Here is a 26,377-nt window from a genome sequence, read left to right on the forward strand (position 1 = left end):
TAACCCCTCGTAACCCGCGCGGCGAGGGGGCAGGATGAAGGGCATGGACCCGGTCGCAGCGCTCAACGAGATCGCCTTCTGGCTCGAGCGCGAGCTCGCGCCCTCCTTCAAAGTCCAGGCGTTCCGCAAGGCCGCCGCCATCATCGCCCCGCTGGGCTCGGACGAAGTCGCGGCCCGCGTCGCCGACGGCCGGCTCAAGCGCACCAAGGGGATCGGCGACCGCACGTTCCAGGTGATCTCGCAGGCCGTCGCCGGCGAGGTGCCCGACTATCTCGCCGACCTGCGCGAGCGTAACGCCGAGCCGCTGGACGCCGGAGGCGCCGAGCTGCGCGCGCAGCTGCGGGGCGACCTCCACAGCCACACCGAATGGTCCGACGGCACCGTCCCGATCGAGGTGATGGCGGCCGCCGCGGCGACGCTGGGCCGTGAGTACCAGGCGATCACCGACCACTCCCCCACGCTCACCGTCGCGAGCGGGCTCAGCGCCGAGCGGCTGACCGAGCAGCTCGACGTCATCGCCGGTCTCGACACCGGCAGCGTGACCCTCCTCACCGGGATCGAGGTCGACATCCTCGAAGACGGCACTCTCGACCAGACACCGGAGCTGCTGACCCGGCTCGACGTCGTGGTCGCGAGCGTGCACTCCAAGCTGCGCGCCGACAGCCGCACGATGACCGCGCGCATGCTCGGCGGCATCCGCGACCCGCACACGAACGTCCTCGGGCACTGCACAGGGAGGCTGGTGCAGGGCTCGCGCGGAACCCGGCCGCCGAGCGAGTTCGACGCCGACGCCGTGTTCGCCGCCTGCGCCGAGAACGGCGTCGCGGTCGAGATCAACTCGCGGCCCGAACGGCAGGACCCGCCGGACGACCTCATCCAGCGCGCGCTCGACGCCGGTTGCCTGTTCTCGATCGACACCGACGCGCACGCGCCGGGGCAGCTCGACTTCCTGGCCTACGGCGCCGCGCGCGCGGCCGCGAACGGCGTGCCGGCCGAGAGGATCGTGACGACCTGGCCGCTGCCGGAACTCCGGAAGTGGCTCGCGAAGGACTAAAGGGCCGACTATCGATTTCGGCGCTCGAAACGCCGAAACGACACGCATTCCGCGGCAAAAGCAGCCGAACTGGGATGAGATCAGCCGTTCTCGATTCGGATTTCGTCGCGAGTGGGCCTACGATGGCGGGCGTCCCCGACTGCAGCGAAGGAGCTCGCGTGTCCTCCAACCCCGCCCCCACCGCACTGCGACGGTCTCTCGGCCTCTGGGCGATCGTCGGCCTCGGCCTCGGCTACATGACCCCGATGACGGTGTTCGACACCTTCGGGATTGTCACCGGCGAGACCAACGGCGTCGTGCCGTCGGCGTACCTCTTCGCGCTCGTCGCGATGGTGTTCACCGCCATCAGCTACGGCCGGATGACGCGCGTGTTCCCGTCCGCGGGATCGGCGTACACCTACGCGTCGGAGACCATCCACCCGAACGTCGGCTTCCTGGTCGGGTGGTCGTCGCTGCTCGACTACCTGCTGCTGCCGCTGGTGAACGCGCTCATCGTGCGCCTGTACCTGGAGTCGTTCTTCCCGCAGGTGCCGGGCTGGATCTGGGTGGTCGGCTACGTCGCGGCGATCACGGCGATGAACCTGTTCAGCATGTCGTCGACCTCCCGGGTCAACGGCATCCTGGTGGCGTTCCAGATCGTGCTCATCGGGGTCTTCGTGGCGCTGACCTGGACGGCGCTCAACGCGGGCGCCGGCAACGGGACGGCCTTCAGCCTGGCGCCGCTGTTCCACTCGGGCGTGCACCTGGGCGCGGTGATCGGAGGCGCCACCGTCGTCTGCTTCTCGTTCATCGGGTTCGACGCGATCACCATGTACACCGAGGAGGCGAAGGACACCAAGACGGTGCCCAAGGCCATCGTGCTCGCGCTCATGATCGGCGGCGCGATCTTCTTCGTCGCGGCCTGGTTCGCGCAGTCGCGCTTCCCGACGCTCGCGGGCTTCAGCTTCACCGACGACACCCTGCCCGAGATCGCGCTCAAGACCGGCGGCCTCTTGTTCCAGATCCTGTTCATCTCGGCGGCGGTCGCGGCCGCGGTGGCCTCCAGCCTCGCCTCGCACGCGAGCGTCTCGCGCATGATCTACGTGATGGCCAGGAACGGCAATGGCCGGATCTCGCGCACCCTCTCGTATGTTCACCCGAAGTTCCGCACTCCCGCCACGGCGGTGCTGCTCGTCGGCGCGGTCTCGCTGCTCGCCGCCGCGTTCACGCTCGAGTTCGTGTCGTCGATGATCAACTTCGGCGCCCTCATCGCCTTCACCGTGGTCAACGCGACGGTGATCATCCACTTCGCGATCCGGCGCAAGCAGTTCCGCGGGGCCAAGCAGGTCGTCCGCAACATCGTGCTGCCGGCCATCGGGATGGTGCTGACCGGCGTGCTCTGGGCCAACCTCCACATCGACGCGCTGACCTACGGGCTCATCTGGCTGACGATCGGCATCATCACGCTGGTCGTGCTGACGCGCGCGTTCCGCCGCCGGCTCGGCGTGAAGCTCGACGACGACGGCGAGGGAGACCCCGCGGTCATCACCCGCGAGGGCGCTCCCGTCGACTCGGCCCGCTGACTCGGGCCGCCGAGGGGCACGTTGTTGTCGCTTTCGGGCACCAAAAGCGACAACGACGTGCCCTTCGGCGTTAACGAGAGGGAGGGTCAGAAGCCCCAGGCGGAGGCGGGGGCCTGGACGACCTGCACCGGCGCGGTGCTCCAGTGGGCGCCGTTGGCGTAGTGGCTGGACGCCCACGGGGATGCCCAGATCGCCTCGGCCGTCGCATCGGCGCTTGTTCCGGCGGTCAGACCGGCGACGATGCCGGGATACCCGCGCTGGAGGTTCTCGGCGCAGTACTTGGCGGCCGTGACGAGATCGGGGTAGCTGCCGAGACCGGCGCCTCCACCCGAGCCGTAGCCGTTGTTGAGAGGATTGTTGCGATTCCACCAGTCCGGCGGCCCGTTCTCCTGCCGCATCCAGCGCAGCATGACGTTCACGTTGGCGTCGGTCGTCTGCCAGCCGCCGAACATGAGCACGAGCTTGGCCCAGGACTCGTTGGTGCCGATGCGGGCGAGGCCCTGGATGCTGTCCGTCGCGCCGAGGGTGTCCCTGTCGACCACCGGTGCGCCGATCGTCGCGTCCACGAAGATGCGCTGGTCGGGCGGAGCGCCCGGCGCGAGCTCCGCCTCCGGGAGCCGGAAGACGGTGGCCGCGAGGGCGGCGTCGGTCGGCACGATCGAGAACCCGCACACGAGCGCGATCACCGCGAGGGCGACACCCATCCGGTGATGCAGCGGGAGCCGCAGCACGGGCTTCGGCCGCGACCGCACGGCGACGCGGCGGCCCGCCGAGCGGCGGCCGCGAGTGCGAGAGGGGACGGATGCGGACGGCATACCCGACCGAGAGTACCAGCGCCCCGCCCGAAGGGAACCTGGAGGACCCCAGGCAAGTGGCGGTTACGCGGCCGGTGAGGCCTCGGGGGCGGAGGCCCTGGCCGGGTCCACGGGGCGGCGCGCGGTCATCACGATGACGCACACGACGATCGCGGCGAACAGCACCAGACTGACCGGGCCGGCGCCGAGATCGAGGCCGCCGCGCGCGTGCGAGACGGCGAGCCAGTCGGAGATCGAGGCTCCGAACGGGCGCGTCAGAACATATGAGGTCCAGAAGGCGGCGGTCGCGCCCATCCCCCACCATCGGTACGCGACGCCGGGGATCGCGAACAGCACACCGAACATGATTCCGGAGGCCAGGTAGCCGAGCCCGAAGGTCGTTGCCGTGAGGTCACCGACGGCGGTGCCGAGCGCGAAGGTGGCGAGCACCGCGCACCAGTAGAAGAATTCGCGAGCGCGTGTGTCGATGTGGTGCACCGACAGGGTGCGCTGCGAGCGGTACCAGACCACGAACACAACGGCGAGGACGATCGCGAAGAACACGGTCGACACGAGGTACGGCACACCGAGCACGATGTGGAGGACGTCCGCGACCATCGTGCCGAACACCGCGACCATCAGCACCGTGAGCCAGTAGACCCACGGGATGTACCTGCGCACAGCGAACTGCAGCGCGAGGGCTCCGGCGAAGACCACGAACGCCGCGATCACGGCGATCACCGGGTCGTAGTTCTTCACCAAGTAGTCGGACGTCGTCTCCCCCATGGCCGTGGTGAGGAGCTTGGTGACCCAGAACAGCGCGGTGACCGCCGGAACCTTGTTGCGGAGCATCCCGCCAGCATCGCGCGCTCCCTCTCAGAATCCTCTGAGAGCTGGGGCCCCGCGCGCATCCTTAGCGGCATCTGGGGAGCCGCGGCGCACTGTGGGAGGTCGAGGAGAGACAGGACAGCCATGACCGCCACCGCGAACCGCCGGCCCGCACCGCAGCGACCGCCGAGCACCCCGCACGCGACCGCGCGCGCGATCGTCCTCCCGCTGTGCGTCATCCTCCTGCTCGTGCTGGCCGGCCTGGCGATCACGGCGTCGCCGGCCGTCACCGCCGCCGACCTCGCCGCCATCCGGGCGCTCGAGTCGGCCCGCACCCCGCTCGTCGATGCGATCGCACTGACCGACTCGGTCGTCTTCTCGCCTGTCGCGGCGTTCGTGATCGTCGCACTCGTGTCGGCGGTCGCTTGGTTCGGGCGGAGGTCCCCGGGCTCGGCCGTCGCGTTCGCCGCGCTCGCCCTGCTCCCCTGGTTCGGCAGCACCCTCGTCAAAGACATCGTCCGGCGTCCGCGACCGCTGTCCGCCGACCTCCCGCACCACGTGCTCACCGACACCGGCTTCAGCTTTCCGAGCGGGCACACCAGCTTCGCCGTCGCGCTCGGGCTCGCGCTGCTGATCGTCTTCGGCCGCGGCCGGCTGCGGCGACCGCTGCTGGTGTTCGCGATCCTCGCGCCGCTGCTGACCGCGTTCTCGCGCGTGTACCTCGGCGTGCACAATCCGAGCGACGTGCTCGCCTCCCTGGTCTACGCCACCGCGGCCGTGCTGCTCGTGCTCGCACTACTGCGGCGGTTCGCCCCCGCCCCGATCGCCGCCACGGTGGCTGTCCGGGCGTCACGAACCGGCGGCGGCTAGGGTGAGCGATATGGAGGCCACCCGACTGCGCGTGCTGCTCGTCGAGGACGACCCGCGCCTCGGCCCGCTCATCGAGCAGGTGCTCTCGGAGACGTACGACGTCACGCTCGTGGCCGACGGCGAAGGCGGCCTCCGGGAGGGCCTCGACGGCCGCTACGACGCGCTGGTCGTCGATCGCCGCCTCCCCGGCATCGACGGTGCGGCTCTCGTCGGCAAGCTGCGCGACGGCCGGGTCGTCGCGCCCATCATCATGCTGACCGCGCTCGGCAGCGTGCGCGACCGGGTCGAGGGGCTGGATGCGGGGGCCAACGACTACCTCGTCAAGCCGTTCGAGTTCGACGAGCTTCTGGCGCGGCTGCGGGCGCTGACCCGCACCTTCACCGGGGAGGGCAGGGAGCTGCCCGTCGGCGGGTGGCGGTTCTACCCCGAGAGCCGCAGCATCTACTCGCCGTACGAAGGCCGCATCCAGCTGACGGCCCGGGAGTCCGATCTGCTGCGCCTGCTCGCCGAGAGCCCGCTGCGCACGTTCTCGCGCGCGCACATCCTGGAGGCCGTGTTCGAGGCCGACGAGCAGCCCGGCACCGTCGACACCTACGTGCACTACCTCCGCCGCAAGACCGACCCCGACCTGATCGCGACGGTCCGCGGCGAGGGCTACCGGCTGGGGCAGCTGTGAGCAAGGAGCGCGACGTCGACTCGCTCGGGGTGCGCCGCGCCTCCCGCACCGTCGGCCTCCAGCTGACCATCGCCTCCGGAGCCCTGGTCGTGGCGGCGATCGGCGTGGCCTTCTTCTTCGTGCTCGACCAGTTGCAGCCGTCCGAGCTGGCGGAGGCTCCCCGCCCCGGCGAGCACAAGATCTACATCGACACCGTCGACGCGATGCTGGCGTTCATCATCGTCGGGGTACTGGCGGTCGTCGTCGCCGGCGTGCTGTCCATGATCGTGACCCGCCGTGCCGTTCGGCCGCTCGGGGAGGCGCTGCGGCGCCAGCGGGACTTCGTGGCCGACGCCAGCCACGAGCTCCGCACCCCGCTCGCCGTGCTCGACGCGCGGCTGCAAGTGCTGCAGCGCGGCCTCCCGCCCGGCGACCCCTCCGCCGCCACCGTCGCCGAGCTGCGCGAGGACACCCGCACGCTCATCGATGTGGTGAACGACCTGCTGCTCGCCGCCGACCCCGAGCGCGAGCGCGCCGCGGCATCCGAAGGGCCCGTCGCCCTCTCCGGTCCGGTGCGGCGCGCGGTCGAGTCGCTGCAGGTGCTGGCGCACGAGGCCGGGGTGGAGGTGCGGCTCGTGGAACGCGACGACGTCGCGAGCGACGTGCCGGCGATGACGCTGCAACGGTGCGCGACGGCGCTGCTCGACAATGCGGTCGCACACTCGCCCTCCGGCGGGATCGTGACCGCGACGATCCGCCGCGACGGCCGCACGGCCTCCCTGACGGTCGCCGACCAGGGCCCGGGCATCCAGGGCATCGACCCTGCGCGGATCTTCGACCGTTTCGCCCGGGCGGAGCCGGCGGCCGCCGGTCGCTCGCGCTCGGGCTTCGGCATCGGCCTGGCGCTGGTGCGCGAGGTCGCCGTGCGCCACGGCGGCGAGGTGGCCGTCGCCTCCACCGGCCCCGCCGGCACCGCCCTCGAGCTGCGCCTCCCGGCCCGCTGATCCCTCAGTGCAGACCGGTGCGTGAGCTCAGCGGACGGCGCTGGACTCGTTCAGGCGGCCCAGGAGCTCGGCGAGGCGGCCGACGTCGTCGGCGCCCCACTGCCGGAGGCTGCGGTAGAGCTGGGCCTGATCGGCGGCCCTCGCCTCGTTCACGCGCTCGATCGCGGCCGGCGTCGCGACCAGGAAGCTGGCGCGCCGGTCGGCCGGGTCGGTGCGCCGCTCGACGAATCCCAGCTCTTCGAGGATGCGCACCTGCCTGCTGACGACGCTCTTGTCGGTCGCCAGCTCCCCGGCCAGCGCGCCCGCGTGCAGTGGCCCGGTGCGCACCAGTGTGTTGAGGAGCCGGAAACCGACCGGCTGGAGGTCGGGATGCACGCGCGCAGACCGCTCGCGCATCCCGGCGCTCACCCGGTTGAAGAGGATCGTGAACTGCTCCTCCACGGCGGCGATGGCATGGTCGGTCCGGTCGAGGTCCGCCCGGTCCGTGTTGTCCATGGCCGCGATCATAACGTGTCCCCTCAGCGCCGATCCTGAGTGTCTACCGGCCGCGCGGACTGCGCCGCGATCGACCCGGTCGGGGCGCCGATCAGAGCCTCCGCGACCTCCACGACGGTCTCCTCGGCCCGTTCGGCCGAGGTCTCGGTCGCGGTCGCGGTCGCGGCTGACGTGTTCTCCTCGAGCTGCTGGATCGCCGTCTTGGTGCCGAGCTTCTTGTTCGGCAGGAAGAGGATCGCGATGATCGTCACGATCGCCAGCGGCACGGCCACCAGGAAGATGTCGGCGACCGCCTGGCCGTAGACCGCTTCGATGATGGTCCGGATGCCGACGGGGAGCTTGCCGACCTCGGGCAGGGTGCCGCTCTGGAGCGTCTGGGCGACCTCCAAGCCCTTCTGGCCCAGCTTGGCGATGGCGACCTGGAGGTCGTGCTGCCGGTCGGCCATCAGGTCGGTGACCTTCGTGCCGAGGATGCTTCCCATCACCGAGACGCCGATCGTGCCGCCGAGGCTGCGGAAGAACGCGACGTTGGAGCTGGCCGCGCCCAGCTGCTCCGGGCGGACCGTGTTCTGCACGATCAGCACGAGGTTCTGCATGACCATGCCGACGCCCGCGCCCAGGACCAGCATGTAGGCCGAGACCAGCACATAGTTGGTGTCGTACTCGATGGTGCTCATCAGGTACAGGCCGACGGTCAGGAGGATCGCGCCGGTGACCATGAAGGCCTTCCACTTGCCCGTCCGGCTGATCAGGTTCCCGACGATCATCGACGAGAGCAGCAGCCCCAGGATCATCGGCAGAGTGAGCAGACCCGACTCGGTCGGAGTCGCGCCGCGGGCGAGCTGCATGTACTGGCCCAGGAACACCGAGGTGCCGAACATCGCGACACCGACAGAGATGGACGCGACCACCGCGAGCGTGAAGGTGCGGTTCTTGAACAATGAGAGCGGGATGATCGGCTCCTTCACCACCAGCTCGGTGATGACCGTGGCGACCAGCAGTGCTGCCGCGCCTCCCACCATCCAGAAGCTCTCCGGGCTCGCCCAGTCGAAGTTCTTGCCGGCCAGGGAGACCCAGATGAGCAGCAGCGAGACACCGCCGGCGAGGAAGATCGCGCCGAGGTAGTCGATCCGGACCTTGCGGGCCGGGCGCTTCGGCAGCTTGAGCGTGAACTGCAGCAGGATGATCGCGAGGATGGCGACGGGCACGCCGACGAAGAAGTTCCAGCGCCAGCCGACCGAGTCGGTGAGGAGGCCGCCGATCAGCGGGCCGCCGACCGTGCCGACCGCCATGATGCCGCCGAAGAGGCCCATGTAGCGACCGCGGTCGCGCGGGCTGATGATGTCGGCCATGATGATCTGGCTCAGCGCGGTCAGTCCGCCGGCGCCGAGGCCCTGCACGACGCGGAAGCCGATGAGCATGGTGGTGTCCTGCGAGAAGCCGGCGAGCGCCGACCCGAGCACGAACAGCACGAGTGCGAGCTGGATGAGGATCTTGCGGTTCAGGAGGTCCGCGAGCTTGCCCCAGATCGGAGTGGAGACGGTGGTCGCGAGCAGGGTGCTCGTCACGACCCAGGTGAACGCCGTCTGGTCGCCGCCGAGATCGTGGATGATGCGCGGCAACGAGGTCGAGACGACCGTTCCGGCCAGGATCGAGACGAACATTCCGAGCAGGAGCCCGGACAGGGACTCGAGCACCTGCCGGTGGGACATCGCCGGTGCGGAAGTCGCCTCCCCCGTGGTGACAGTAGACATGTGATTCCTTCGAACTTGGTTGACAATGAGCAACCATATATAATTAGGTGACCAAAATCAACTAACAAACTGCATTCACGCAAAATTTCCGACTATGCATAATTTCCCGACCCTCCCGGCCGCGGCAGCGCCCGAGCCCGGACTGCGCGCCCGCAAGAAGGCCCAGACGCGCGCCGACCTCGAGCGCGCCGCCGTCGAGCTCGTGCTCGACCGCGACCTCGACGACGTCACCGTCGATGACATCTGCGCGCGCGTGCCCGTGTCGCACCGCACCTTCTTCAACTACTTCGACAGTAAGGAGGACGCCCTCTTCGGCGTCCGCCGTGCGTGGGGCGACAGCGACCTCGTCGCCGCCCGGCTGCGGGAGGTCTACGACGACAGCGTGGTCGCCGCCGTCATCGACACGCTCTTCCGAGCCCTCCCGGCCGAGACGGCCGACCCGACCCTTCAGGAGGCGCGGATGCTGATCGCCGCGCGCAACCCGGGCCTCATCCGGCGCCGCATGCGTCGGCTCGACGACCTGCGCGTGGGACTGGTGGCGGCCGTGGCGGAGTTGATCACGTCGGCGCTCGGGACGGGTGAGGCGTCAGCGCCGAGCACGGTCGACGGTGCGCAGCTTGCGTCCGATGTCCCCCTGGAGGCCCAGTCCGAGCTGCTCGTGACGACCTGCATCGGCGCGGTGCGCATCGCCGTGCGCGAGTGGGCGGACGACGGAGCCGTCGGCAGCCCCGACGACGTGTCGGCGCGCGCCGTCGCGATCGTGCGCGCACTCGCGCCGCTCGCCGCGCGCTGACGCGCGGGGCCGACGACAGCGGAGGAATTCCGCCGGCTTCAACCCCGCGCCTCCTCCGTTCACCGCCATTCCCGCGCGTGTCGCCTCAGATCTCCTCCCTTGTCGGCCGTTGTGGCCAACGGAGGAGATACGCGGCCGCGGGAGACTGGAGAGCAGCCGTCGGAGGAGATTCGCGTCGCGCGGGGGTGGATCTCCTCCTTTGGCGGCGAGATGGCCGCAACGGTGACGGCGACGTCGCGGCGCGGCTAACGAGTGGAGGCGGGGCGCAGCTCTGCGAGCAGCACGCGGTCGTCGCCGTGGGTCCACCACTCGTGGCGGACGACCTCCAGGCCGGCCGGGGCGACGGTCTCGGCGAGCAGCTCGGGAGTGCGGAAGAGCTCGTGGTGCGTGGGGGACGGTGATCCGCCCGCTCCGTGGTGTCCGGCGGGCGCCACGGCCGCGCCCGGGCGGCCTCCGTGCTGCGAGAGGTCGATGTCGCCGAAGGTCGCCGTGACCGCACGGCCTCCTGAGCCCAGAACGCGCACCCATTCCGCGATCGCTGCGCGGGGGTCCGGGAACAGGTGGAGGCTCGTGACGCACGTCACGAGGTCGAACTCCCCGTCACCGAACGTGAGGGCGGTGGCATCCCCCTGGACGAGGACCGCGTCGGGGAGGGCCTCCCGGGCGACCTCCAGCATCCCGTTCGAGAGGTCGACGCCGGTCAGGGACAGCGACGGATCGCGCTCGCGCAGCGCGCGCAGCACCAGGCCGGTTCCGGTGCCGACGTCGAGCACATCGTGCACGTTCTCCGCGTCCGCGAGCGCAAACGCGGCGACCGCCGCGGCCAGCCCACGATGCATCGCGCTGTCGTCGTACTCGCCCGCGCGGCCGTCGAAGCGGGCGCGGACCGCGGCCAGGAGGTCGTCGGTCATGGCGGGAGTGTACGCCGAATAGAATCCCTCCATGACCGCACCCGCCCTCCTCGCCTTCGCGGGACTGTGCGTGCTGCTGGCGGTGACGCCCGGCCCCGACACGTTCCTCGTTCTGCGCTACAGCCTGGCCCGCCCCGGCGCCGGGCTGGCGGCCTCCGTCGGATCCGCCGTCGGGTCGATCCTCTGGGCTCTCGCGGTCGCGCTCGGCCTCGCGGCCCTGCTCGAGCAGTCCGCCGAGATCTACCGCATCGTCAAGATCGCCGGCGGCCTGTACTTGATCTATCTCGGCGTCAGCGCGTTCATCGCGAGCCGCCGCGCAGCCGCGCACGGCCCGGACCTGCAGGTGCGCACGACCTCCCTGCGATCGGGCTTCATCGCGGGGACGCTGTCGACGGTGATGAATCCCAAGGTCGGCCTGTTCTTCCTCGCGATCGCACCCCAGTTCGTGCCGCGGGACGGCAACGCGATCGGCAACACGCTGATCCTCGGCGCGATCGACGCGGTCGTCGCCGCCGGCTATCTGGCCGTCGTCGCGATCCTGGCGTCGCGCGCTGTCGCCTGGCTCAAGAAGCCCGCGGTGACCAAGGTGCTGGAGCGGGTGTCGGCGGCGATCCTGGCCGTGCTCGGCATCGGCACCATCGCGCTGAGCGTGGAGGAGTAGCCCCCGGCCGGACATAGACCGCCTGGTGTACGGTTGTGCTGACATTTACACCAGGTTGTGGAGGACACGGATGCAAGCCGAGTACCCGCTCCCCGTGGATCTGTTCGACGACCTGGACAAGTCGAGCCCGGTGCCCCTCTACTACCAGCTCGGGACCGTACTGGAGCAGGCGATCCGCGACGAGCGCATACCTCCGGGGTCACGGCTCGAGAACGAGATCTCGCTCGGGAAGCGGCTCGGGCTCTCGCGGCCGACCGTCCGGCGCGCGCTGCAGGAGCTCGTCGACAAGGGCCTCCTGGTACGCCGGCGAGGCATCGGCACCCAGGTCGTCCACGGCCGGGTGACCCGCAACGTCGAGCTCACAAGCCTCTACGAAGACCTCGGACAGTCCGGTCAGACGCCGTCCACCCTGGTGATCGCGTACGAGCTCGGAACCGCCGATGAGAGAGCCGCGACCGAGCTCGGCGTGGAGGTCGGCGCCCCGGTGCTGCACCTGACCCGCCTGCGCTCGGCAGACGGCGTCCCCCTCGCGGTGCTCGAGAACACCCTCCCGGAGGACTTCACCGACATCACCCGCGAGGAGCTCGAGGTGCGCGGCCTCTACCAGCTGATGAAGGCGCGCGGCGTCTCGATCCGGGTCGCCAACCAGCGCATCGGCGCCCGGGCCGCGAGCGCCGCCGAGGGCGAGCTGCTCGAGATCCGCAAGGGGAGCCCGCTGCTCACCATGTCGCGCACGGCGTTCGACAATTCCGGCCGCGCCGTGGAGTACGGGCAGCACGTGTACCGCCCCGACCTCTACTCCTTCGAGCTCACACTCGTCGACCGCTGATCGCCACTGGTCGAGGGGCACGCTAACGCCCCCATCCGGCGGTTTCAGGGGCGTTGAGGTGCCCTTCGGCTCAGCCGTGCCGCGCTGGGCGCGGGTCAGGCGTAGAAGTCGGGACGCGTGGCCGACTCGACCGCGACGGGGCCGGCGGTCTCGAGCGCCCGCACGCCGGCCTCGCAGGCGAGCGCCACCAGGTAGCCATCCCAGGCGTTCGGACCGGCGACGAGGGAGCCGTTGCGAACCGCGTCCACCCACGCCTGGACCTGCGCATCGTAGGCGCGGGCGAACCGGGTCGTGTAGGTCGTGTGCTCGGCGATCGAGAACGCGGCGTTCGACCAGCGCTGAAGCCCGGACGGCTCGCCGATGCGGGCGATGCCGGACTCGAGGACGGCCTCCGTGCCCACCTGATAGCCGAACTGCACGCTGACGTTCATCTCGACGTCGACGAGCACGCCGTTCTCGAGCTCGATGAGCACCAGGATGGGCTCGCGGAGCCGCACCGGCGCCAGGCCGTTGCGACGCGGATACTTGACCTCGACGCTGCGGACAGGTGACCCGGCGAGCCACGGCATGACGTCGAACTCGTGCACCACCGAGTCGGTGATCAGCATCGACTGGGTGTAGTTCTCGGGCACCGACGGGTTGCGGTGCACGCCGCGCAGCATCAGCAGCTCGCCGGCGTCGCCGCCCGCGATCAGTTCACGCAGGGCGCGATACTCCTCGTCGAAGCGCCGCATGAACCCGAGCTGGATGTGCGGGCGGTCGAGCTCCTGCTCGAGCTCCACGATGCGCAGCGCCGAGGCGCTGTCGGGGGTCAGCGGCTTCTCGCACAGGATCGGCATCCCGGCCTCCAACGCGGGCACCAACACGGGCTCGTGGAACGGGCCCGGGGTCGCGATGATCACGGCGTCGAGGGCGTCGGCGGCGAGGGCGTCCTTGATGCTCGCGAAGGGCCGGGCTCCGGGAGCAGCGGCGACCGCCGCCTCGGCGCGCCCGGGGTCCGGCTCGACGATGGCGGAGACGACCGCCCCGCTGATCGTGCGCGTGATGCGGCGGATATGGTCGGCGCCCATCTGGCCGGCGCCGACGACGCCGACCCGGAGGTCCTGGGTGGAGGTGCTGCTCATACGGTGCGGCTCGTTTCTGTGCGGAGGAGCGGAGTCATGTCAGTCAGCGCGATCGGGTCAGCGGAGTGCAGCCGAAGATGTGCTGGCGGGTGCGCGTCGCGATCCCGAGCGGCACCTCGATGTCGATGCCGGGCATGTCCTGCTCGACGATCGCGAAGATCTCGGGATCGATCGCGGCGACGGCCTCGATGATCGGGGCGAAGTCGGGGATGCCGGCCGGCGGCTCGACCATCACATCGATGGCGGCGTCGGCGAACGGGATGTCGTTCTTGAGCACGTCGAAGCGCACCTCGGGATCGATCTGCTTGAGGTGCAGGTAGCCGATGCGCTCCGGATGGTCGTGGATGAGCTTCAGGCTGTCGCCGCCGTAGTAGGCGAGGTGACCGGTGTCGAGGCACAGGTTCACGAAGCGCGGGTCGGTCTCGGCGAGCAGGCGCTCGACCTCCCGGTGGGTGCCGACATGCGAGTCGGCGTGCGAGTGGAACTGCTGACGAAGTCCATATTCCTCCAGCAGCATACGACCGAGGCGGTCGTGGCCCGCGGCCAGCGACGCCCATTGCTCGTCGGTCAGCGTGCGTGGCTCCAGCGTCTCTCCCGTGGCGTCGGACCTCCACAGGTCGGGGATGACGACGATGTGCTCTCCTCCGACCGCGCGGGTCAGCGCCGCGACCTTCTCGACCTGCTCCAGCGCGCGATCCCACTGGTCCGCTCCCTTGTGGAAGCCGGTGAACACCGTCCCACCGCTGATCCGCAGGTCACGCTGGGCGAGCTCGTCGAGGAGCTGCGCCGGGTCGGTCGGCAGATAGCCGTACGGCCCGAGCTCGATCCAGTGGTAGCCGGCGGCCTGGACCTCGTCGAGGAAGCGGTGCCACGGCGTCTGCCGCGGGTCGTCGGGGAACCAGACTCCCCAGGAGTCGGGGGCCGTGCCGATACGGAGGCCCGGGCTGTCAGCGCCGCGCTCGGCGTCGGTGGAGGTTGCGGTGTCGGTCATCGTCGTCCTTCGCGGTGGGTCGGATTCGGTGGATCGGCTTGGGTGGATCGGCTTCGGTGGTTTCGTCGCGTCGGCTCAACCCAGCAGCGGCCGCTGCTTCTCCCGCTGCTCGACGTACTCGGCGCGGGCGGTCTGCGTGCTCTCCAGCTCGGACACCTCCGCGACGGGCACATCCCACCAGCCTCCGCCGTCCGGCCCGTAGACGAACGGGTCGGATTCGATGTGGATGAGCGTGGAGGTGCTGCTCGCCTTGGCCGCCCTCACGGCCTCCTCGAGCCGAGCGGCGGCGTCCGCCCCCGGCGCCAGTTCGATGACCTCGATGCCGAAGCTGCGGGCGTTCGCCGCGAGGTCGACGGGGAGGAAGTCGCCGCGCTCGAAGTTGCGCTCGGCATCGTCGCGGTAGCGGTAGCGGGTGCCGTAGCGCTGCGATCCGACCGTCTCGGAGAGGTGCCCGATGGAGGCGTAGCCCTGGTTCTGGATGAGCACGACGACGATCTTGATGCCCTCCGCGACCGCGGTGGCGAGTTCGGTGTGCAGCATCAGGTACGAGCCGTCGCCGACGAGGACGATCACGTCGCGGTCGTCGCCCAGCGCCTCCAGCCCTCGCTTGACGCCCAGGCCTCCGGCGATCTCGTAGCCCATCGTCGAGAAGGCGTACTCGACGTGGTACCCGAGCGGGTCGCGCACGCGCCACAGCTTGTGGAGGTCGCCCGGCAGCGATCCTGCCGCCTGCACGACGACGTCGCGCGGGTCGGACGCGCGCTGCACGGCGCCGATCAGTGCCGGCTGACCGATCAGGGCGGGCTGATCGCGTTGTTCGGGATGATCGCGCTGTTCGGGCTCGGCCGGCGCCAGCGCCGCGTCGGCCACCGCGTCCCACGCCGCCTTCTCGTCCGCGATGCGCGTCGCGTACGCCGGATCGACCCGGTGACCGGTGAGGGCGTCGGTCAGCGCCGTGAGGGTCTCGCGTGCGTCCGCGATCACCGGCAGCTGCGAACCGTGCTTGTAGGCGTCGAAGGAGGCCACGTTGATGTTCAGGAACCGGACCTCCGGGTTCTGGAACACCGTGCGGCTGGCGGTCGTGAAGTCGCTGTAGCGGGTGCCGATCCCGATCACGAGGTCGGCCTCGCCGGTGAGCCGGTTCGCGGCGGTCGTGCCCGTCGCGCCGACGCCGCCGAGGTACTGCCGCTGGTCCCAGTTCAGGGAGCCGCCACCGGCCTGCGTCGTGCCGACCGGGATGCCGGTGGCCTCCACGAACGCCCGGAGCACGTCCTCCGCGCCCGAGTAGAGCACGCCGCCGCCTGCGACGATCACCGGACGCTCTGCCGCGCGGATCGCGTCGACGGCCGCGGCGAGCGCCCAGCCCTCCGGCGCCGGTCGGCGGAGGTGCCACTCGCGCGGAGCGAGGAACTCCTCCGGGACCTCCAGCGCCTCGGCCTGGACGTCCTCCGGGAGGGCGATCGTCACCGCGCCGGTCTCGGCCGGGTCGGTGAGGACGCGCATCGCGGCGAGCGCGATCGAGAACAGCTGCTCCGGCCGCTGCACGCGGTCGAAGAACCGCGAGACCGGTCGGAAGGCGTCGGTGACCTGCATGCCGAGGTCGTGGGGGTGCTCCAGCTGCTGCAGCACCGGGTCGGCGACGCGTGTCGCGAAGGTGTCCGATGGCAGCAGCAGGGCCGGGAGGCGGTTGGCGGTGGCCAGCGCGGCTCCCGTGATCAGGTTGGCCGCCCCGGGGCCGACGGAGGCGGTCGACGCGAACGTGGCCCGGCGCCGGTGGATGCGCGCGAAGCCGACGGCCTGGTGCACCATGGCCTGCTCGTTGCGGGCCTGGTAGTAGGGCATCAGCGCAGGGTCCTGCACGTTGGCCTGCTTGAGCGCCTGGCCGAGACCGGCCACGTTGCCGTGTCCGAAGATTCCGAACATGCCCGGGATGGTGCGCTCACGCAGGTCGCCGTCGACGGTCCACTGGTTGGCGAGGAACTCGACGAGTGCCTGGGCCACCGTCATCCTGCGGGTCGTCGTCCTGCGGGTCGTCATCGAGCGGCTCCTTGCGTGGTCGGGACGTAGGGAAGTCGGGGGTCGGTCTCCTGGGCGGTCCAGGTGTCGCGCAGCCACGCCTGGCGCGGGTCGTCGCTGATCAGCCAGGCCCGCTCCTCCCCCGGTCCCGCCATGACGTTGAGGTAGTAGAGGTCGTACTCGGGGGCGGCGACCGCCGGCCCGTGGTAGCCGAACGGCACCAGGGCGATGTCGCCGGTGCGGACGAGCGCATTGGTCTCGATGTCGCCGGCCGCCGAGCGATAAGTGGCGAAGCTCCCGAAGGCGTCCGCGTTCTGCGGGGCGTTCGCGCCGCGCACGGGAGCCGACTCGAAGTAGTAGATCTCTTCCAGCTGCGACTCGTGGCCGGGGACGTCCTCGTCGTGCTTGTGCGCGGGGTGGGACGACCAGTTGCCCGCCGGCGTGATGACCTCGCACACGATCAGGGCGGCGGCATCCAGCGTTCCCGGACTGGTCTCGTTTCCCGGAACGGCGAAGTTGTGCACCTGCCGGCTGTCTCGGCCCGCGCCGCGCAGCTCGACCGGCACCTCGTCGCGGGCGATGTGCACCGACGGCTTGCGGACCCGTGTCGGCGCCTCCGCCACGGCGACCCGGCCGAACCCGCTGATCGCCAGCGCGTTCCCGGCGCCGACGTAGACCACGTCGGTCGGCCCGTCGAACACGCTCGACCGGCCGGCCAGGTGCGTCGTCGCCCCCTCGTGCCCGACCGAGAACGCCCCGCTCAGCGGCACGACGATGCGCTCCACGTCACCGGCGGGCAGCTCGACCGTGTCGCCGGCGAGCTCCGCGACCCGCATGCCGGTGTGCTGCCAGCCGTCGAGACGCGCGTCGACCACCGACTCCCACGAGCCGTCGCTGAGGGCGCCGCGCGGGAAGAACCATTCATTGTGCTCTGCCATGTGCCGTGTCCTCAGGTGTTCTGGGGGAAGCCGAGGTTGATGCCGCCGTGCGTCGCGGGGTCGAGCCAGCGGCTGGTGATCGCCTTCTCCCGCGTGAAGAAGTCGAAGCCGTGCACACCGTAGGCCTTGGCGTCGCCGAACAGGGAGGCCTTCCAGCCTCCGAACGAGTGGTATGCGACCGGCACGGGGATCGGCACGTTGATGCCGATCATGCCGACCTGCACCTCGTTCTGGAACCGCCTGGCGGCGCCGCCGTCGTTGGTGAAGATCGCGGTGCCGTTGCCGAACCGGCCGGAGTTGATCAGGTCGAGCCCCTCCTGGAACGTCTGCACCCGCACCACGGAGAGAACGGGCCCGAAGATCTCCTCGCGGTAGGCGGCGGAGGTGATCGGGATGTTGTCGATCAGGGTCGGGCCGAAGAAGAAGCCGCTCTCGTGGCCGTCGACCGTGAAGCCGCGGCCGTCGACCACGATGTCCGCGCCATCGGCCTCAGCGATGTCGACGTAGCCGGAGACCTTGTCGCGGTGCACCCCGGTGATCAGCGGACCCATGTCGGGCTCGCCCTGACCGTCGCCGGCGCCGTTGCCGACACGGAGCTTCCCGATCCGCTCCTTCACCTTGGCGATCAGCTCGTCGGCGACCGGCTCGACGGCCAGCACGACCGAGACGGCCATGCACCGCTCCCCCGCGGCGCCGTACCCGGCGTTCACGGCCTGGTCGGCGACCAGGTCGAGGTCGGCGTCCGGCAGCACCAGCATGTGGTTCTTCGCGCCGCCGAGCGCCTGCACGCGCTTGCCGTTCTTCGACGCCGTCTCGTAGATGTACTGCGCGATCGGGGTCGAGCCCACGAACGAGATCGACTGGACCACCGGGCTGTTCAGGAGGCCGTCGACAGCGAGCTTGTCGCCCTGCAGCACCGTGAACACGCCGTCCGGGAGGCCGGCCTCCTGCCACAGGCGCGCCAGCCACAGCGCCGCGGACGGGTCCTTCTCGCTGGGCTTGAGCACGACGGCGTTGCCCGCGGCGATCGCGACGGGGAAGAACCACATCGGCACCATCGCCGGGAAGTTGAACGGCGAGATGATGCCCACCACGCCGAGCGGCTGCTTGAGGGAGTAGACGTCGATGCCGCTCGAAGCGTTCTCCGAATAGGCGCCCTTGATGAGGTGCGGGAACCCGGTCGCCAGCTCCACGACCTCCTGGCCGCGCAGGATCTCGCCCATCGCGTCGGAGAGCACCTTGCCGTGCTCGGCCGTGATGATCGCAGCGAGCTCGCCCTTGCGGGCGTTCAGCAGCTCCCGGAAGGCGAACAGCACCGATTGCCGCTTGGCGATCGAGTACTGGCTCCACACGTCGTAGCCGCGCTGGGCCGATGCGATCGCCTCGTCGACCTCGGCCTGGTCGGCCAACGCGACGTTCGACGTCGCGACTCCGAGGGCCGGGTTGTAGACCGGTGCGGTGCGACCACTCGTCGAGGGGCGCTCGGCACCGTCGATCCAGTGCGGGATGGTGGGGAGGTCGCGCGCTGCGGCCGCGTCGGAGGCGGTGGTGGTGTCGGTGCTGGTCATGATGTTCCTTAGCGATGCGGGAGGCCGGATCAGCGGCCGTGGACGAGAGCGGCGGCGATGTCGACGGCCCCGCCGACGTCGCCGTCCTGCGGATAGAGGAGCGTGCGGCCGACGACGAGGCCGTGGACGCCGGGCAGCGCGAGAGCGGACTCCCACGCGGCGAACGTCTCCTCCGGCGCGGCCTCCGAGTCGCCGCCGAGCAGCAGCGTGGGCAGGGTGGTCGCGGCCATCACGCGCTCCATCTCGGGCACGACCGGCAGCTTGAGCCAGGTGTAGGCCGACGACGCTCCCAGCCCTGACGCGATCGCGACCGACTGGATGACGGCGTCGGGAGTCAGGTCGTTGACGATCCGTTCGTCCTTCCACCGGCTGAGGAAGGGCTCGAGCAGGATCGGGAGGCGCGCCTGCGCGGCGGCCGTGACGGCGTCGGCCGTGGCCTCCAGCGTGCGTGCGGTTGCGGCGTCTTCGTGGTTGATGCGCACGAGTAGCTTGGCGGCGTCGAGGTTGCCGCGCACCATGGCGTCGACGTCGTAGCCGGTGTACCGGTCGTCCATCTCGAAGACCGCGCCGCGCAGGCCTCCACGGTTCATCGAGCCGACGGCGATCTTGTCGTCGAGCACGCCCAGCAGGGCCAGATCGTCGATGATGTCGGGGGTGCCCAGCACGCCGTCGACGCCGGGGCGCGAGAGCGCGAGCGCGAGGCGCCGCAGGAGGTCGTAACGGTCGGCCATGGCGATCGGGTCGCCGCCGACCCCGAGCGCGCCGCGGGCCGGGTGATCGGCGGCCACGATGAACAGCCGGCCGTCGCCGCGCACGAGCGGTCGGCGGACGCGCGAGGCGAGCGCCGTCTCGACGTCGCCCGGGCTCGAGTGCCGACGGGCGCGGAGACGGGCGAAGGCGTCGGCGTCGATGAGCGGTGCGGAGCCGGCGACGAGGTCAGCTGCGGACATTCTGGAGCTCCTTCAGCACGGATTCGACCTCGTCCGTCGTCGGCATGGCGGTGGAGCACTCGCGACGCGTAGCCACGATCGCTCCGGCGATGTTGGCGAAGCGGATGACCCTCTCGAGCGACCAGTCCTGAAGCAGCCCGTAGCAGAGCGCGCCGCCGAAGCCGTCGCCGGCGCCGAGCCCGTTGACGACCTCCACGAAGTAGGGCGGAACCTCGACGGTCTCGTCGCGGGTCTTCGCGAGCACGCCGCGCGGCCCCTGCTTGACGATCGCGAGTTCGACGCCGCGTTCGAGCAAGGCGTCGGCAGCGCGCAGCGGCTCGGTCTCACCGACCGCGATCTCGCACTCCTCGCGGTTGCCGACGGCCACGGTGACCTGACCGAGCGCCCTCTTGACCTCGGCGGTCGCCGCGGCGCCGCTCGGCCAGAACATCGGCCGGTAGTCGAGATCGAGGACGGTCAGCGGCCGCCGGCCCCTGGCCCCCCATGCCGCGTGGTGCGCGGTGCGGCTGGGGTCGCGCGAGAGGCCGGTGACCGTCGACCAGTAGATGCGCGCGCGGCTGATCGCGTCGAGGTCGAGGTCGTTCGCCGTGATCGCGAGGTCGGGCGCGATCGGATCGCGGTAGAAGTACAGCGGGAAGTCGTCCGGCGGGAAGATCTCGCAGAACGTGATCGGCGTCTTGAGCGTGCCGACGGTGCCGACGAAGCGGTCGTCGACGCCGAGCCGGCGCAGCTCACGGTGGGCATAGCGGCCGAAGGGGTCGTCGCCGGTCGCTGTGACCACCGCCGAGCGGAGGCCATGCCGCGCGGCCGCGATCGAGACGTTCGTCGCACTGCCTCCGAGGAACTTGCCGAACGTGTCGACGTCCTCCAGGCCCACACCGTCTTGAAGGGGGTAGAGGTCGACCCCGATGCGCCCGATGGTGATCAGATCGAACGGCTCCCCCTGCTCGGAATGCAGAGCCGCGGTCTCGCTCGTCATGGCGTGGAACTCCTTCGTCGCGGTCGTCGTGTCGCAGCTCAAGCCTACATCTATGTTCTATCAAACTGACAACCCTGTGCCGCGGCGAAGGATCGTCGGCCCTTTGCCGCGGTCAGCGCCGGGCGACCAGCCACTCGGCGAAGCCGAGCACCTGCGGATCGAGCGCCCGGGTCGCCGCGAAGTCGGCCTGATACGCCGGGAGCGTGGAGAACCAGCGGAACATCGAGGCGCGGTCGTCGTCCATCGCGTCGAGCGGAACCCGCTCGAACCGGGTTGGCACGCCGGTCGCGGCGCTGATCTCGGCGACGATCTGCTCGAGCGTGAGCTCGTCGCCCGCGATCTCGACGGCCATACCGGACGCGCGTCCGGGATCGGTCGCGAGCGCGGCGACGACGCGGCCGATGTCGACGACGGCGATCAGCTGCAGGGGCACGTCCCCCGGCATCGGCAAGCGCACGACCGCTTCGACGGTCTCGCCGGCCGGCAGCTGGTACGCGAGGTTCTCCATGAAGAACACGGGTCGCACGAACGCGTGCGCGACGCCGCTCGCCTCCAGTGCCTCCTCCACCCGGCGCTTGCTCTCGAAGTGCGGGATGCCGGTCTCGCGGTCCGCGCCTCCTACCGACGAGTGCACGACGAACGGGACTCCCGCGTCGCGGGCGGCCTCCACGAGGAGGATGCCTCGGCGGGTCTCGCCGCGGGGGCCGTCCTCCCCCGCGAAGGTCGTCATGAGCGACAGGGCAGCGACGCCGTCGAGGGCCGTGCGGGCGGCGTCGGGATCCTCGGCGTCGGCGACCACGACCTCCACCCCGCGTGCGGCGAGCGCACGTGCCCGTTCCGAGTTCGCGTCCCGCGTCAGCGCGCGCACGGCCGCACCTCGCTCGAGCAGCGCGTCGACGACCGCGCCGCCCTGCTTGCCGGTCGCGCCGACCACGGCGATCAGGTCTGACATCGTGGAGGACTCTGGAAATCGAACCAGACAGGTCGCCCCGATAGGCGAGTCCCCCTCGGGACGCCCTCAGCATACGCCGGAGCGGCTGGCGGCCGCCGAGGGGCACGTTGTTGTCCCCTTCGAGGGCCGAAAGGGACAACAACGTGCCCTTCGCTGGCGGGCTCAGCGGCCGTCTTTGCGAATCCAGCGGAACGTGAGCCGGCACGCGACGAGGCCGACGACGAGCCAGATCAGGAGCACGACGGCGATCCAGCCGAGCTGCCAGCTGCCGCTCGGCTCCGCCGCCTCGAAGCTCGCCGGGAGGAACACGCTGCGCATGCCCTGCGCGATCCACTTGAGCGGGAACAGGCTCGCGATGTTCTGCAGCCATTTGGGCAGCAGGTTGAACGCCAGGTACACGCCGGAGATGAATTGCAGCACGAGCACGATCGGGATGATGACCGCCGTAGCGCTCTTGCCCGTGCGCGGGACGGCCGAGAGCGCGATTCCGAGCACGGCGGAGGTGACGATCCCGAGCGCGTAGATCCAGGCGAATCGTAGCCAGAGCGCGGGGTCGGTCGGCAGTGCGACGCCGAACGCGACGCGGGCCATCAGCAGCAGCAGGCCGATCTGGAGGATGCTCGTCGCGATGACCTGGCCCATCTTGCCGAGGAAGTACGAGACGACGGGCAGCGGTGTCCCGCCCAGCCGCTTCAGCGTCCCGTCGCTCTTCTCCACAGCGATGTCGACGGCGAGGTTCTGCACACCGCTGAGGAGGATGCCGGCGGCGATCATCCCCGGGAGGTAGTACGCGGCCTGGGTGATGCCTCCACTGCCGTCGGGTGCGGCGCCCACCTTGCCGAGGCCCTGGAAGGCGACGGAGAAGATGCCGAGCATGACGACCGGGAACAGGAAAGTGAAGAAGATCGTGTCCGACTGCCGGAAGTAGACGAGCACTTCGTAGCGGATGCGGGACCAGCCCAGCGCCACGGCGGTCATGCAGCGACCTCCTCGGCGCCGGCCTGTTCGTCGGCCTCCCGCACCAATCCGAGGTAGATGTCCTCCAGGCTCGGTCGGATCACCTCCAGGTCGCGCGGCTCGCCGCCGAGCTCGACCGTGAGCCGGGCGACCAGCGCTCCCGGCGCCTCGGTGCGCTCCTCGTGCTGCGCACCCGTCGCGTCGCGCCAGCGGACGATCGGGACGCGCGACGCGGATCCGCCGATCTCGTCCACCGCGCCGATGTCGAGCAGCGCGCCGTGGGCGATCACCGCCGCCCGATCGCTCAGCTGCGCCGCCTCATCGAGATAGTGGGTGGTGAGCAGGATGGTCGTCCCCTCCCGTTTGAGCGAGCGCACCAGCTCCCAGAACTGCCGGCGCGCCTCGGGATCGAAACCGGTGGTCGGCTCGTCGAGGAACAGCAGCTCCGGCCGTCCGATCACCCCGAGCGCGACATCCAGCCGGCGACGCTGGCCGCCGGACAGGTTGCGGATGCGGGTCTTCGCCTTCTCCTCCAGGCCCACCGAGAGGATGATCTCCTCGACGTCGCGGCTGTTCGGGTAGTAGCGGGCGAACTGGGTGAGCTGTTCGCGCACCGTCACGTTCGCGGCCTCCGAGCCGGACTGCAGCACGATGCCCAGCCGCGCCTTCCACGCCGTGCCCGCCTTGCCGGGGTCCTCGCCGAGCACCGTCACGTCGCCGCCGTCGCGGTCGCGGTACCCCTCGAGGATCTCGATCGTCGTGCTCTTGCCCGCGCCGTTCGGCCCGAGCAGCGCGAACGTCTCACCGTCGGCGATCTCGAAGTCGACTCCGCGCACGGCTTCGAACGAGCCGTACGACTTGCGGAGGCCGCGGACGACCACGGCGGGAGGGCGGACAGTCATGCGCTCATCATGCCGGGGGTCAGGACCGGTACTCGGGGTTCGGGAAGTCGAACCGCGTTCCAGCGTCCCACTCGCGCCGCTGGTTGCCGTACGCGGGGAAGCCGCCCGCATCCTTCAGGAGGCGAGCGAGGTGGAGGAGGTTCCAGGTGAGGAACGTCGTGTTCCTGTTGGTGAAGTCGTTGCCGAATCCGACGCGTCGTCCGTCGCCCAGGTCGTCGCCGTAGCTCGGTCCGGGGCCGGCCTCGCCGATCCATCCCGCGTCGGCCTGCGGCGGCACCGCGTAGCCGATGTGCTGGAGGCTGTAGAGGATGTTGGAGGCGCAGTGCTTGATGCCGTCCTCGTTGCCGGTGATGAGGCAGCCGCCCGTGCGCCCGTAGTAGAGCCACTGGCCCTTCTCGTTCAGCTCGCCCGAGTGCGAATAGAGGCGTTCGATGACCTTCTTGGTCTCGCTGCTGTTGTCGCCGAGCCAGATCGGGCCGGCGATGACGAGGATGTCCGCGGCGAGCACGCGCGGGAAGAGATCCGGCCAGGCATCCACCTCCCAGCCGTACTCGCGCATGTCCGGGTAGACGCCCGTAGCGATCGGGTGGTCGACGGACCGGAACTGATCCACCTCCACGCCGTTCGCGGACATGATCGACGCACTCGCGTCGATCAGCGACTGCGTGTGACTGCGGCCGGGCGACCGGGTGAGGGTCGTGTTGATGAAAAGCGCGCGCAGATCGCTGTAGTCGGTGGCCGGAGAACCCATGGGCACACGCTATCCCTCACGTCCACTGTTGACAGTTTGAGTTCGAACTATTAGAGTTCTAACTATGACATCGAGGATCGACCGGTTGACCGAGCTCGTCCGCAGCGTCGCCTTCGCGGGGCGCGCAGCGGCCGAGGAGTGGGTGCGCGACAGCGGGCTCACCCGTCAGCAGGCGTTCACGCTCGGCTACCTCGAGCAGAACCAGCATCGCGACGTGATCGCCCGCGAGCTGGCCGAGATGTCCGGCACCACCGCCGCCAGCGTCACCAGCCTCCTGCAGGGGCTGGAGGAGCGCGGCTACATCACCCGCACGTCGTCGCCGAACGACGCCCGCGTCAAGATCGTCCGCGTGACCGCGGACGGCGCGCAGGTCGTCGCCGGGTTCGACGAGTCGATGGCGGCCGAGCAGCGCAAGCTGTTCGACGCCCTCGACGAGTCGGAGCAGGATCAGCTGATCGCGCTGCTCGAGCGGGTGGTCGAGGCCGATCCATCGATCGCCGACCCGTCCCGCACGGGTCCGTCCCGCACAGCGCCCCCGTCGGGCCGCCGCCGCTGACCGCGGCCGGCCCACCGGCGCACTCCGCACACTTCTTCCTACTCGAAACCGTTCACGGAACGGAGGTCCCGTCATGTCCTCGAACCGCCACTATCTCTCGTCCGCGCCGATCTGGCGCTCCCTGGTGCACCTGTGCGTGCCCATGATCGCCGGCTTCTCGGTCGGCAGCGTCTACAACATCATCAACGCCGGCTTCATCGGCTCGCTGCACTCCACCCCGCTGCTCGCGGCGCTCACCTTCTCACTGCCGGTGTTCGCCCTGCTCATGGCGATCGGCGGCGTCTTCGGCGTCGGCGGCGGCACGTACGTGTCCCGCCTGCTCGGATCGCAGGAGCAGGAGGGCACCGACAGTGCGGCCGCCGCCGAGCGCATCAAGCAGGTCTCGTCGTTCACCCTCTGGGGCGCCCTCATCGCCGGCGCGGTGATCGGCGTCGTCGGACTGATCTTCGCCACGCCGCTGGCCATCGTCGTCGGCGCGACCGGAGCCTCCGTCGCCCCGACCGCGCTCTACATCGGCGCGATGTGCGCCTTCACGCCGGTGTACGTCGCCGCGTTCGCGCTCGAACAGCTGGTGCGCTCGGAGGGCGCGGCCGTGGCCTCCATGACCGGGCTCATCGCCTCCACCATCGCCAACCTGCTGTTCGACGTGCTCTTCATCCTGGTGCTGGGCTGGGGCGTGCTCGGCGCGGGCATCGCGCTCGGGCTCTCGAACCTGGTCACTGTCGGCTACTACGTCTGGTACCTGACCCGCCGCAGCGAGACGATCTCGCTCGCGCCGCGGCACTTCCGCGCCGACCGCACGATGCTCGCCACCGTGTTCGGCGTGGGCGCCTCCGAGCTGCTGATGTCGTCGTTCCTCATCGTCACCACACTCGTCATGAACTGGATCGCCATCGGCTACGGCGCCTCCCTTCTGGCCGCGATGGGCGTGGCCCTGCGGATCTCGCAGCTGCCCGAGATGATCTGCATGGGCGTCTTCATGGGCGCGATCCCGCTGTTCGCCTACGCCTTCGGGGCGCGCGACCACGGTCGGCTGAAGAAGGCGATCACCGGGAGCGCGATCGCCATCGCGGGGGTCACCGCGGTGTTCTCGACCATCGTGTTCCTGTTCCGCGACCAGGTGTTCGCGCTGTTCAGCGCCGACCCGTCGGTCATCGCCGACGGAACGCTCATCCTAACCGCGATGCTCGTCTCGACGCTGTTCAACGGGTTCACCGGGCTGATCATCGCGGTCTTCCAGGCGACGGAGCAGATGCGCAACGCCACCATCATGTCGGTCGCGCAGGGCGTGCTCTTCATCCCGATCGTGCTGCTGGCCAACGCGCTGTTCGGGATGGGCGGCGTGATCTGGTCGATGACCGTCACGGAGGCGATCTGCTTCGCCGTCGCCGCCGCGCTCTTCGCCCGCTCGCGGCGAGCGCTCGCCGCGCCCTCCCCCGAGGCCGCCGCCCAGGCCGAGGCGGCCCTCGCCACCGCGTGATCT

The 26,377-nt window shown here is 70.2% G+C and carries 26 protein-coding genes; 10 read left to right on the top strand and 16 right to left on the bottom strand.

Going from position 1 to position 26,377, the window contains the following annotated elements; all coding sequences use genetic code 11:
- The first annotated feature begins 43 nt into the window (after positions 1-43).
- Complete coding sequence (locus tag ASF88_RS15780; RefSeq protein ID WP_055920882.1) at positions 44-1,054, top strand: PHP domain-containing protein; 1,011 nt, start codon at positions 44-46, stop codon at positions 1,052-1,054.
- A gap of 158 nt (positions 1,055-1,212) precedes the next feature.
- Positions 1,213-2,616, top strand: a complete 1,404-nt coding sequence (locus tag ASF88_RS15785) for an APC family permease (RefSeq protein WP_235493513.1) — start codon at positions 1,213-1,215, stop codon at positions 2,614-2,616.
- An 86-nt stretch (positions 2,617-2,702) separates the two neighbouring features.
- Here the strand turns inward: ASF88_RS15785 and ASF88_RS15790 are convergent, their stop codons facing one another.
- On the bottom strand, positions 2,703-3,431 hold the full coding sequence (locus tag ASF88_RS15790; RefSeq protein WP_235493514.1) for a hypothetical protein: 729 nt from the start codon (positions 3,429-3,431) through the stop codon (positions 2,703-2,705).
- Positions 3,432-3,494: 63 nt separating this feature from the next.
- Complete coding sequence (locus ASF88_RS15795; RefSeq protein ID WP_055920888.1) at positions 3,495-4,262, bottom strand: COG4705 family protein; 768 nt, start codon at positions 4,260-4,262, stop codon at positions 3,495-3,497.
- A gap of 120 nt (positions 4,263-4,382) precedes the next feature.
- On the opposite strand from ASF88_RS15795, the gene ASF88_RS15800 reads away from it, so the two are divergent.
- Genes ASF88_RS15800 through ASF88_RS15810 form a run of 3 tightly spaced genes read left to right on the top strand, consistent with a single transcriptional unit; the run spans position 4,383 to position 6,767 of the window.
- On the top strand, positions 4,383-5,108 hold the full coding sequence (locus ASF88_RS15800) for a phosphatase PAP2 family protein (RefSeq protein ID WP_055920891.1): 726 nt from the start codon (positions 4,383-4,385) through the stop codon (positions 5,106-5,108).
- 10 nt (positions 5,109-5,118) lie between these two features.
- Complete coding sequence (locus ASF88_RS15805; RefSeq protein ID WP_055920894.1) at positions 5,119-5,784, top strand: response regulator transcription factor; 666 nt, start codon at positions 5,119-5,121, stop codon at positions 5,782-5,784.
- Complete coding sequence (locus tag ASF88_RS15810) at positions 5,781-6,767, top strand: sensor histidine kinase (protein WP_055920897.1); 987 nt, start codon at positions 5,781-5,783, stop codon at positions 6,765-6,767. Before ASF88_RS15805 ends, ASF88_RS15810 begins: the two co-directional genes overlap by 4 nt.
- Positions 6,768-6,794: 27 nt before the next feature.
- Here ASF88_RS15810 and ASF88_RS15815 read toward each other — a convergent pair whose 3' ends face one another.
- On the bottom strand, positions 6,795-7,262 hold the full coding sequence (locus ASF88_RS15815; RefSeq protein ID WP_235493516.1) for a MarR family winged helix-turn-helix transcriptional regulator: 468 nt from the start codon (positions 7,260-7,262) through the stop codon (positions 6,795-6,797).
- A gap of 23 nt (positions 7,263-7,285) precedes the next feature.
- Positions 7,286-8,974 carry an MDR family MFS transporter gene (locus ASF88_RS15820; protein ID WP_055920905.1) on the bottom strand — a complete coding sequence of 563 codons (1,689 nt, stop codon included), beginning with the start codon at positions 8,972-8,974 and terminating at the stop codon, positions 7,286-7,288.
- Between the two features lie 136 nt (positions 8,975-9,110).
- Between ASF88_RS15820 and ASF88_RS15825 the strand changes: the two genes are divergently transcribed.
- Entirely contained in the window at positions 9,111-9,809 is a 699-nt protein-coding gene (locus ASF88_RS15825; RefSeq protein ID WP_055920908.1) for a TetR/AcrR family transcriptional regulator, read from the top strand.
- Positions 9,810-10,054: 245 nt separating this feature from the next.
- Here the strand turns inward: ASF88_RS15825 and ASF88_RS15830 are convergent, their stop codons facing one another.
- On the bottom strand, positions 10,055-10,720 hold the full coding sequence (locus ASF88_RS15830; protein WP_055922988.1) for a class I SAM-dependent methyltransferase: 666 nt from the start codon (positions 10,718-10,720) through the stop codon (positions 10,055-10,057).
- Between the two features lie 31 nt (positions 10,721-10,751).
- Here ASF88_RS15830 and ASF88_RS15835 point away from each other — a divergent pair, with 31 nt between their 5' ends.
- Together ASF88_RS15835 and ASF88_RS15840 are read left to right on the top strand one after the other, a co-directional pair.
- Positions 10,752-11,381: a LysE family translocator gene (locus ASF88_RS15835; RefSeq protein WP_055920911.1), complete on the top strand. Its 630-nt coding sequence runs from the start codon at positions 10,752-10,754 to the stop codon at positions 11,379-11,381.
- A gap of 70 nt (positions 11,382-11,451) precedes the next feature.
- On the top strand, positions 11,452-12,210 hold the full coding sequence (locus ASF88_RS15840) for a GntR family transcriptional regulator (RefSeq protein WP_055920914.1): 759 nt from the start codon (positions 11,452-11,454) through the stop codon (positions 12,208-12,210).
- Between the two features lie 95 nt (positions 12,211-12,305).
- On the opposite strand, the gene ASF88_RS15845 is transcribed toward ASF88_RS15840, so the two are convergent.
- From ASF88_RS15845 to ASF88_RS15895, 11 genes are all read right to left on the bottom strand, one after another.
- Positions 12,306-13,334, bottom strand: a complete 1,029-nt coding sequence (locus tag ASF88_RS15845) for a Gfo/Idh/MocA family protein (protein ID WP_055920917.1) — start codon at positions 13,332-13,334, stop codon at positions 12,306-12,308.
- A gap of 43 nt (positions 13,335-13,377) precedes the next feature.
- Positions 13,378-14,325, bottom strand: coding sequence for a sugar phosphate isomerase/epimerase family protein (locus ASF88_RS15850; protein WP_055920920.1), 948 nt, complete (start codon positions 14,323-14,325; stop codon positions 13,378-13,380).
- A 75-nt stretch (positions 14,326-14,400) separates the two neighbouring features.
- A complete protein-coding gene (gene iolD, locus ASF88_RS15855) occupies positions 14,401-16,362 on the bottom strand; it encodes a 3D-(3,5/4)-trihydroxycyclohexane-1,2-dione acylhydrolase (decyclizing) (RefSeq protein ID WP_055920921.1) in 1,962 nt (653 codons plus the stop codon).
- Positions 16,359-17,279: a 5-deoxy-glucuronate isomerase gene (iolB, locus tag ASF88_RS15860; RefSeq protein WP_055920924.1), complete on the bottom strand. Its 921-nt coding sequence runs from the start codon at positions 17,277-17,279 to the stop codon at positions 16,359-16,361. Before iolB ends, iolD begins: the two co-directional genes overlap by 4 nt.
- Before the next feature lie 11 nt (positions 17,280-17,290).
- Complete coding sequence (locus ASF88_RS15865; RefSeq protein ID WP_055920927.1) at positions 17,291-18,847, bottom strand: CoA-acylating methylmalonate-semialdehyde dehydrogenase; 1,557 nt, start codon at positions 18,845-18,847, stop codon at positions 17,291-17,293.
- 29 nt (positions 18,848-18,876) lie between these two features.
- Complete coding sequence (locus ASF88_RS15870) at positions 18,877-19,797, bottom strand: class I fructose-bisphosphate aldolase (RefSeq protein WP_055920930.1); 921 nt, start codon at positions 19,795-19,797, stop codon at positions 18,877-18,879.
- Positions 19,784-20,776: a 5-dehydro-2-deoxygluconokinase gene (iolC, locus tag ASF88_RS15875; RefSeq protein WP_055922990.1), complete on the bottom strand. Its 993-nt coding sequence runs from the start codon at positions 20,774-20,776 to the stop codon at positions 19,784-19,786. Before iolC ends, ASF88_RS15870 begins: the two co-directional genes overlap by 14 nt.
- Positions 20,777-20,888: 112 nt before the next feature.
- Positions 20,889-21,728, bottom strand: coding sequence for an NmrA/HSCARG family protein (locus ASF88_RS15880; protein ID WP_055920933.1), 840 nt, complete (start codon positions 21,726-21,728; stop codon positions 20,889-20,891).
- A 162-nt stretch (positions 21,729-21,890) separates the two neighbouring features.
- Complete coding sequence (locus ASF88_RS15885) at positions 21,891-22,706, bottom strand: ABC transporter permease (protein WP_055920936.1); 816 nt, start codon at positions 22,704-22,706, stop codon at positions 21,891-21,893.
- A complete protein-coding gene (locus ASF88_RS15890; protein ID WP_055920940.1) occupies positions 22,703-23,587 on the bottom strand; it encodes an ABC transporter ATP-binding protein in 885 nt (294 codons plus the stop codon). The genes ASF88_RS15885 and ASF88_RS15890 overlap by 4 nt, the downstream gene beginning before the upstream one ends.
- A gap of 19 nt (positions 23,588-23,606) precedes the next feature.
- A complete protein-coding gene (locus tag ASF88_RS15895) occupies positions 23,607-24,338 on the bottom strand; it encodes a flavodoxin family protein (protein WP_055920943.1) in 732 nt (243 codons plus the stop codon).
- Between the two features lie 64 nt (positions 24,339-24,402).
- Here ASF88_RS15895 and ASF88_RS20170 point away from each other — a divergent pair, with 64 nt between their 5' ends.
- Both ASF88_RS20170 and ASF88_RS15900 read left to right on the top strand, forming a co-directional pair.
- Entirely contained in the window at positions 24,403-24,894 is a 492-nt protein-coding gene (locus tag ASF88_RS20170; RefSeq protein ID WP_082519019.1) for a MarR family winged helix-turn-helix transcriptional regulator, read from the top strand.
- A gap of 73 nt (positions 24,895-24,967) precedes the next feature.
- Entirely contained in the window at positions 24,968-26,374 is a 1,407-nt protein-coding gene (locus tag ASF88_RS15900) for an MATE family efflux transporter (protein WP_157498401.1), read from the top strand.
- The last annotated feature ends 3 nt before the right edge of the window (positions 26,375-26,377 follow it).

Source organism: Leifsonia sp. Leaf336, from assembly GCF_001423695.1.
Lineage (GTDB): Bacteria > Actinomycetota > Actinomycetes > Actinomycetales > Microbacteriaceae > Leifsonia.

Bases quoted from the DNA above. Each gene is read 5' to 3' on its own strand.
- iolC (WP_055922990.1), bottom strand. From the start codon at position 20,776: ATGACGAGCGAGACCGCGGCTCTGCATTCCGAGCAGGGGGAGCCGTTC.
- iolD (WP_055920921.1), bottom strand. From the start codon at position 16,362: ATGACGACCCGCAGGACGACGACCCGCAGGATGACGGTGGCCCAGGCA.
- ASF88_RS15870 (WP_055920930.1), bottom strand. From the start codon at position 19,797: ATGTCCGCAGCTGACCTCGTCGCCGGCTCCGCACCGCTCATCGACGCC.
- ASF88_RS15885 (WP_055920936.1), bottom strand. From the start codon at position 22,706: ATGACCGCCGTGGCGCTGGGCTGGTCCCGCATCCGCTACGAAGTGCTC.
- ASF88_RS15865 (WP_055920927.1), bottom strand. From the start codon at position 18,847: ATGACCAGCACCGACACCACCACCGCCTCCGACGCGGCCGCAGCGCGC.
- ASF88_RS15835 (WP_055920911.1), top strand. From the start codon at position 10,752: ATGACCGCACCCGCCCTCCTCGCCTTCGCGGGACTGTGCGTGCTGCTG.
- iolB (WP_055920924.1), bottom strand. From the start codon at position 17,279: ATGGCAGAGCACAATGAATGGTTCTTCCCGCGCGGCGCCCTCAGCGAC.
- ASF88_RS15840 (WP_055920914.1), top strand. From the start codon at position 11,452: ATGCAAGCCGAGTACCCGCTCCCCGTGGATCTGTTCGACGACCTGGAC.
- ASF88_RS15790 (WP_235493514.1), bottom strand. From the start codon at position 3,431: ATGCCGTCCGCATCCGTCCCCTCTCGCACTCGCGGCCGCCGCTCGGCG.
- ASF88_RS20170 (WP_082519019.1), top strand. From the start codon at position 24,403: ATGACATCGAGGATCGACCGGTTGACCGAGCTCGTCCGCAGCGTCGCC.
- ASF88_RS15800 (WP_055920891.1), top strand. From the start codon at position 4,383: ATGACCGCCACCGCGAACCGCCGGCCCGCACCGCAGCGACCGCCGAGC.
- ASF88_RS15805 (WP_055920894.1), top strand. From the start codon at position 5,119: ATGGAGGCCACCCGACTGCGCGTGCTGCTCGTCGAGGACGACCCGCGC.
- ASF88_RS15845 (WP_055920917.1), bottom strand. From the start codon at position 13,334: ATGAGCAGCACCTCCACCCAGGACCTCCGGGTCGGCGTCGTCGGCGCC.
- ASF88_RS15795 (WP_055920888.1), bottom strand. From the start codon at position 4,262: ATGCTCCGCAACAAGGTTCCGGCGGTCACCGCGCTGTTCTGGGTCACC.
- ASF88_RS15815 (WP_235493516.1), bottom strand. From the start codon at position 7,262: ATGGACAACACGGACCGGGCGGACCTCGACCGGACCGACCATGCCATC.
- ASF88_RS15895 (WP_055920943.1), bottom strand. From the start codon at position 24,338: ATGGGTTCTCCGGCCACCGACTACAGCGATCTGCGCGCGCTTTTCATC.
- ASF88_RS15780 (WP_055920882.1), top strand. From the start codon at position 44: ATGGACCCGGTCGCAGCGCTCAACGAGATCGCCTTCTGGCTCGAGCGC.
- ASF88_RS15820 (WP_055920905.1), bottom strand. From the start codon at position 8,974: ATGTCCCACCGGCAGGTGCTCGAGTCCCTGTCCGGGCTCCTGCTCGGA.
- ASF88_RS15850 (WP_055920920.1), bottom strand. From the start codon at position 14,325: ATGACCGACACCGCAACCTCCACCGACGCCGAGCGCGGCGCTGACAGC.
- ASF88_RS15900 (WP_157498401.1), top strand. From the start codon at position 24,968: ATGTCCTCGAACCGCCACTATCTCTCGTCCGCGCCGATCTGGCGCTCC.
- ASF88_RS15830 (WP_055922988.1), bottom strand. From the start codon at position 10,720: ATGACCGACGACCTCCTGGCCGCGGTCCGCGCCCGCTTCGACGGCCGC.
- ASF88_RS15880 (WP_055920933.1), bottom strand. From the start codon at position 21,728: ATGTCAGACCTGATCGCCGTGGTCGGCGCGACCGGCAAGCAGGGCGGC.
- ASF88_RS15890 (WP_055920940.1), bottom strand. From the start codon at position 23,587: ATGACTGTCCGCCCTCCCGCCGTGGTCGTCCGCGGCCTCCGCAAGTCG.
- ASF88_RS15825 (WP_055920908.1), top strand. From the start codon at position 9,111: ATGCATAATTTCCCGACCCTCCCGGCCGCGGCAGCGCCCGAGCCCGGA.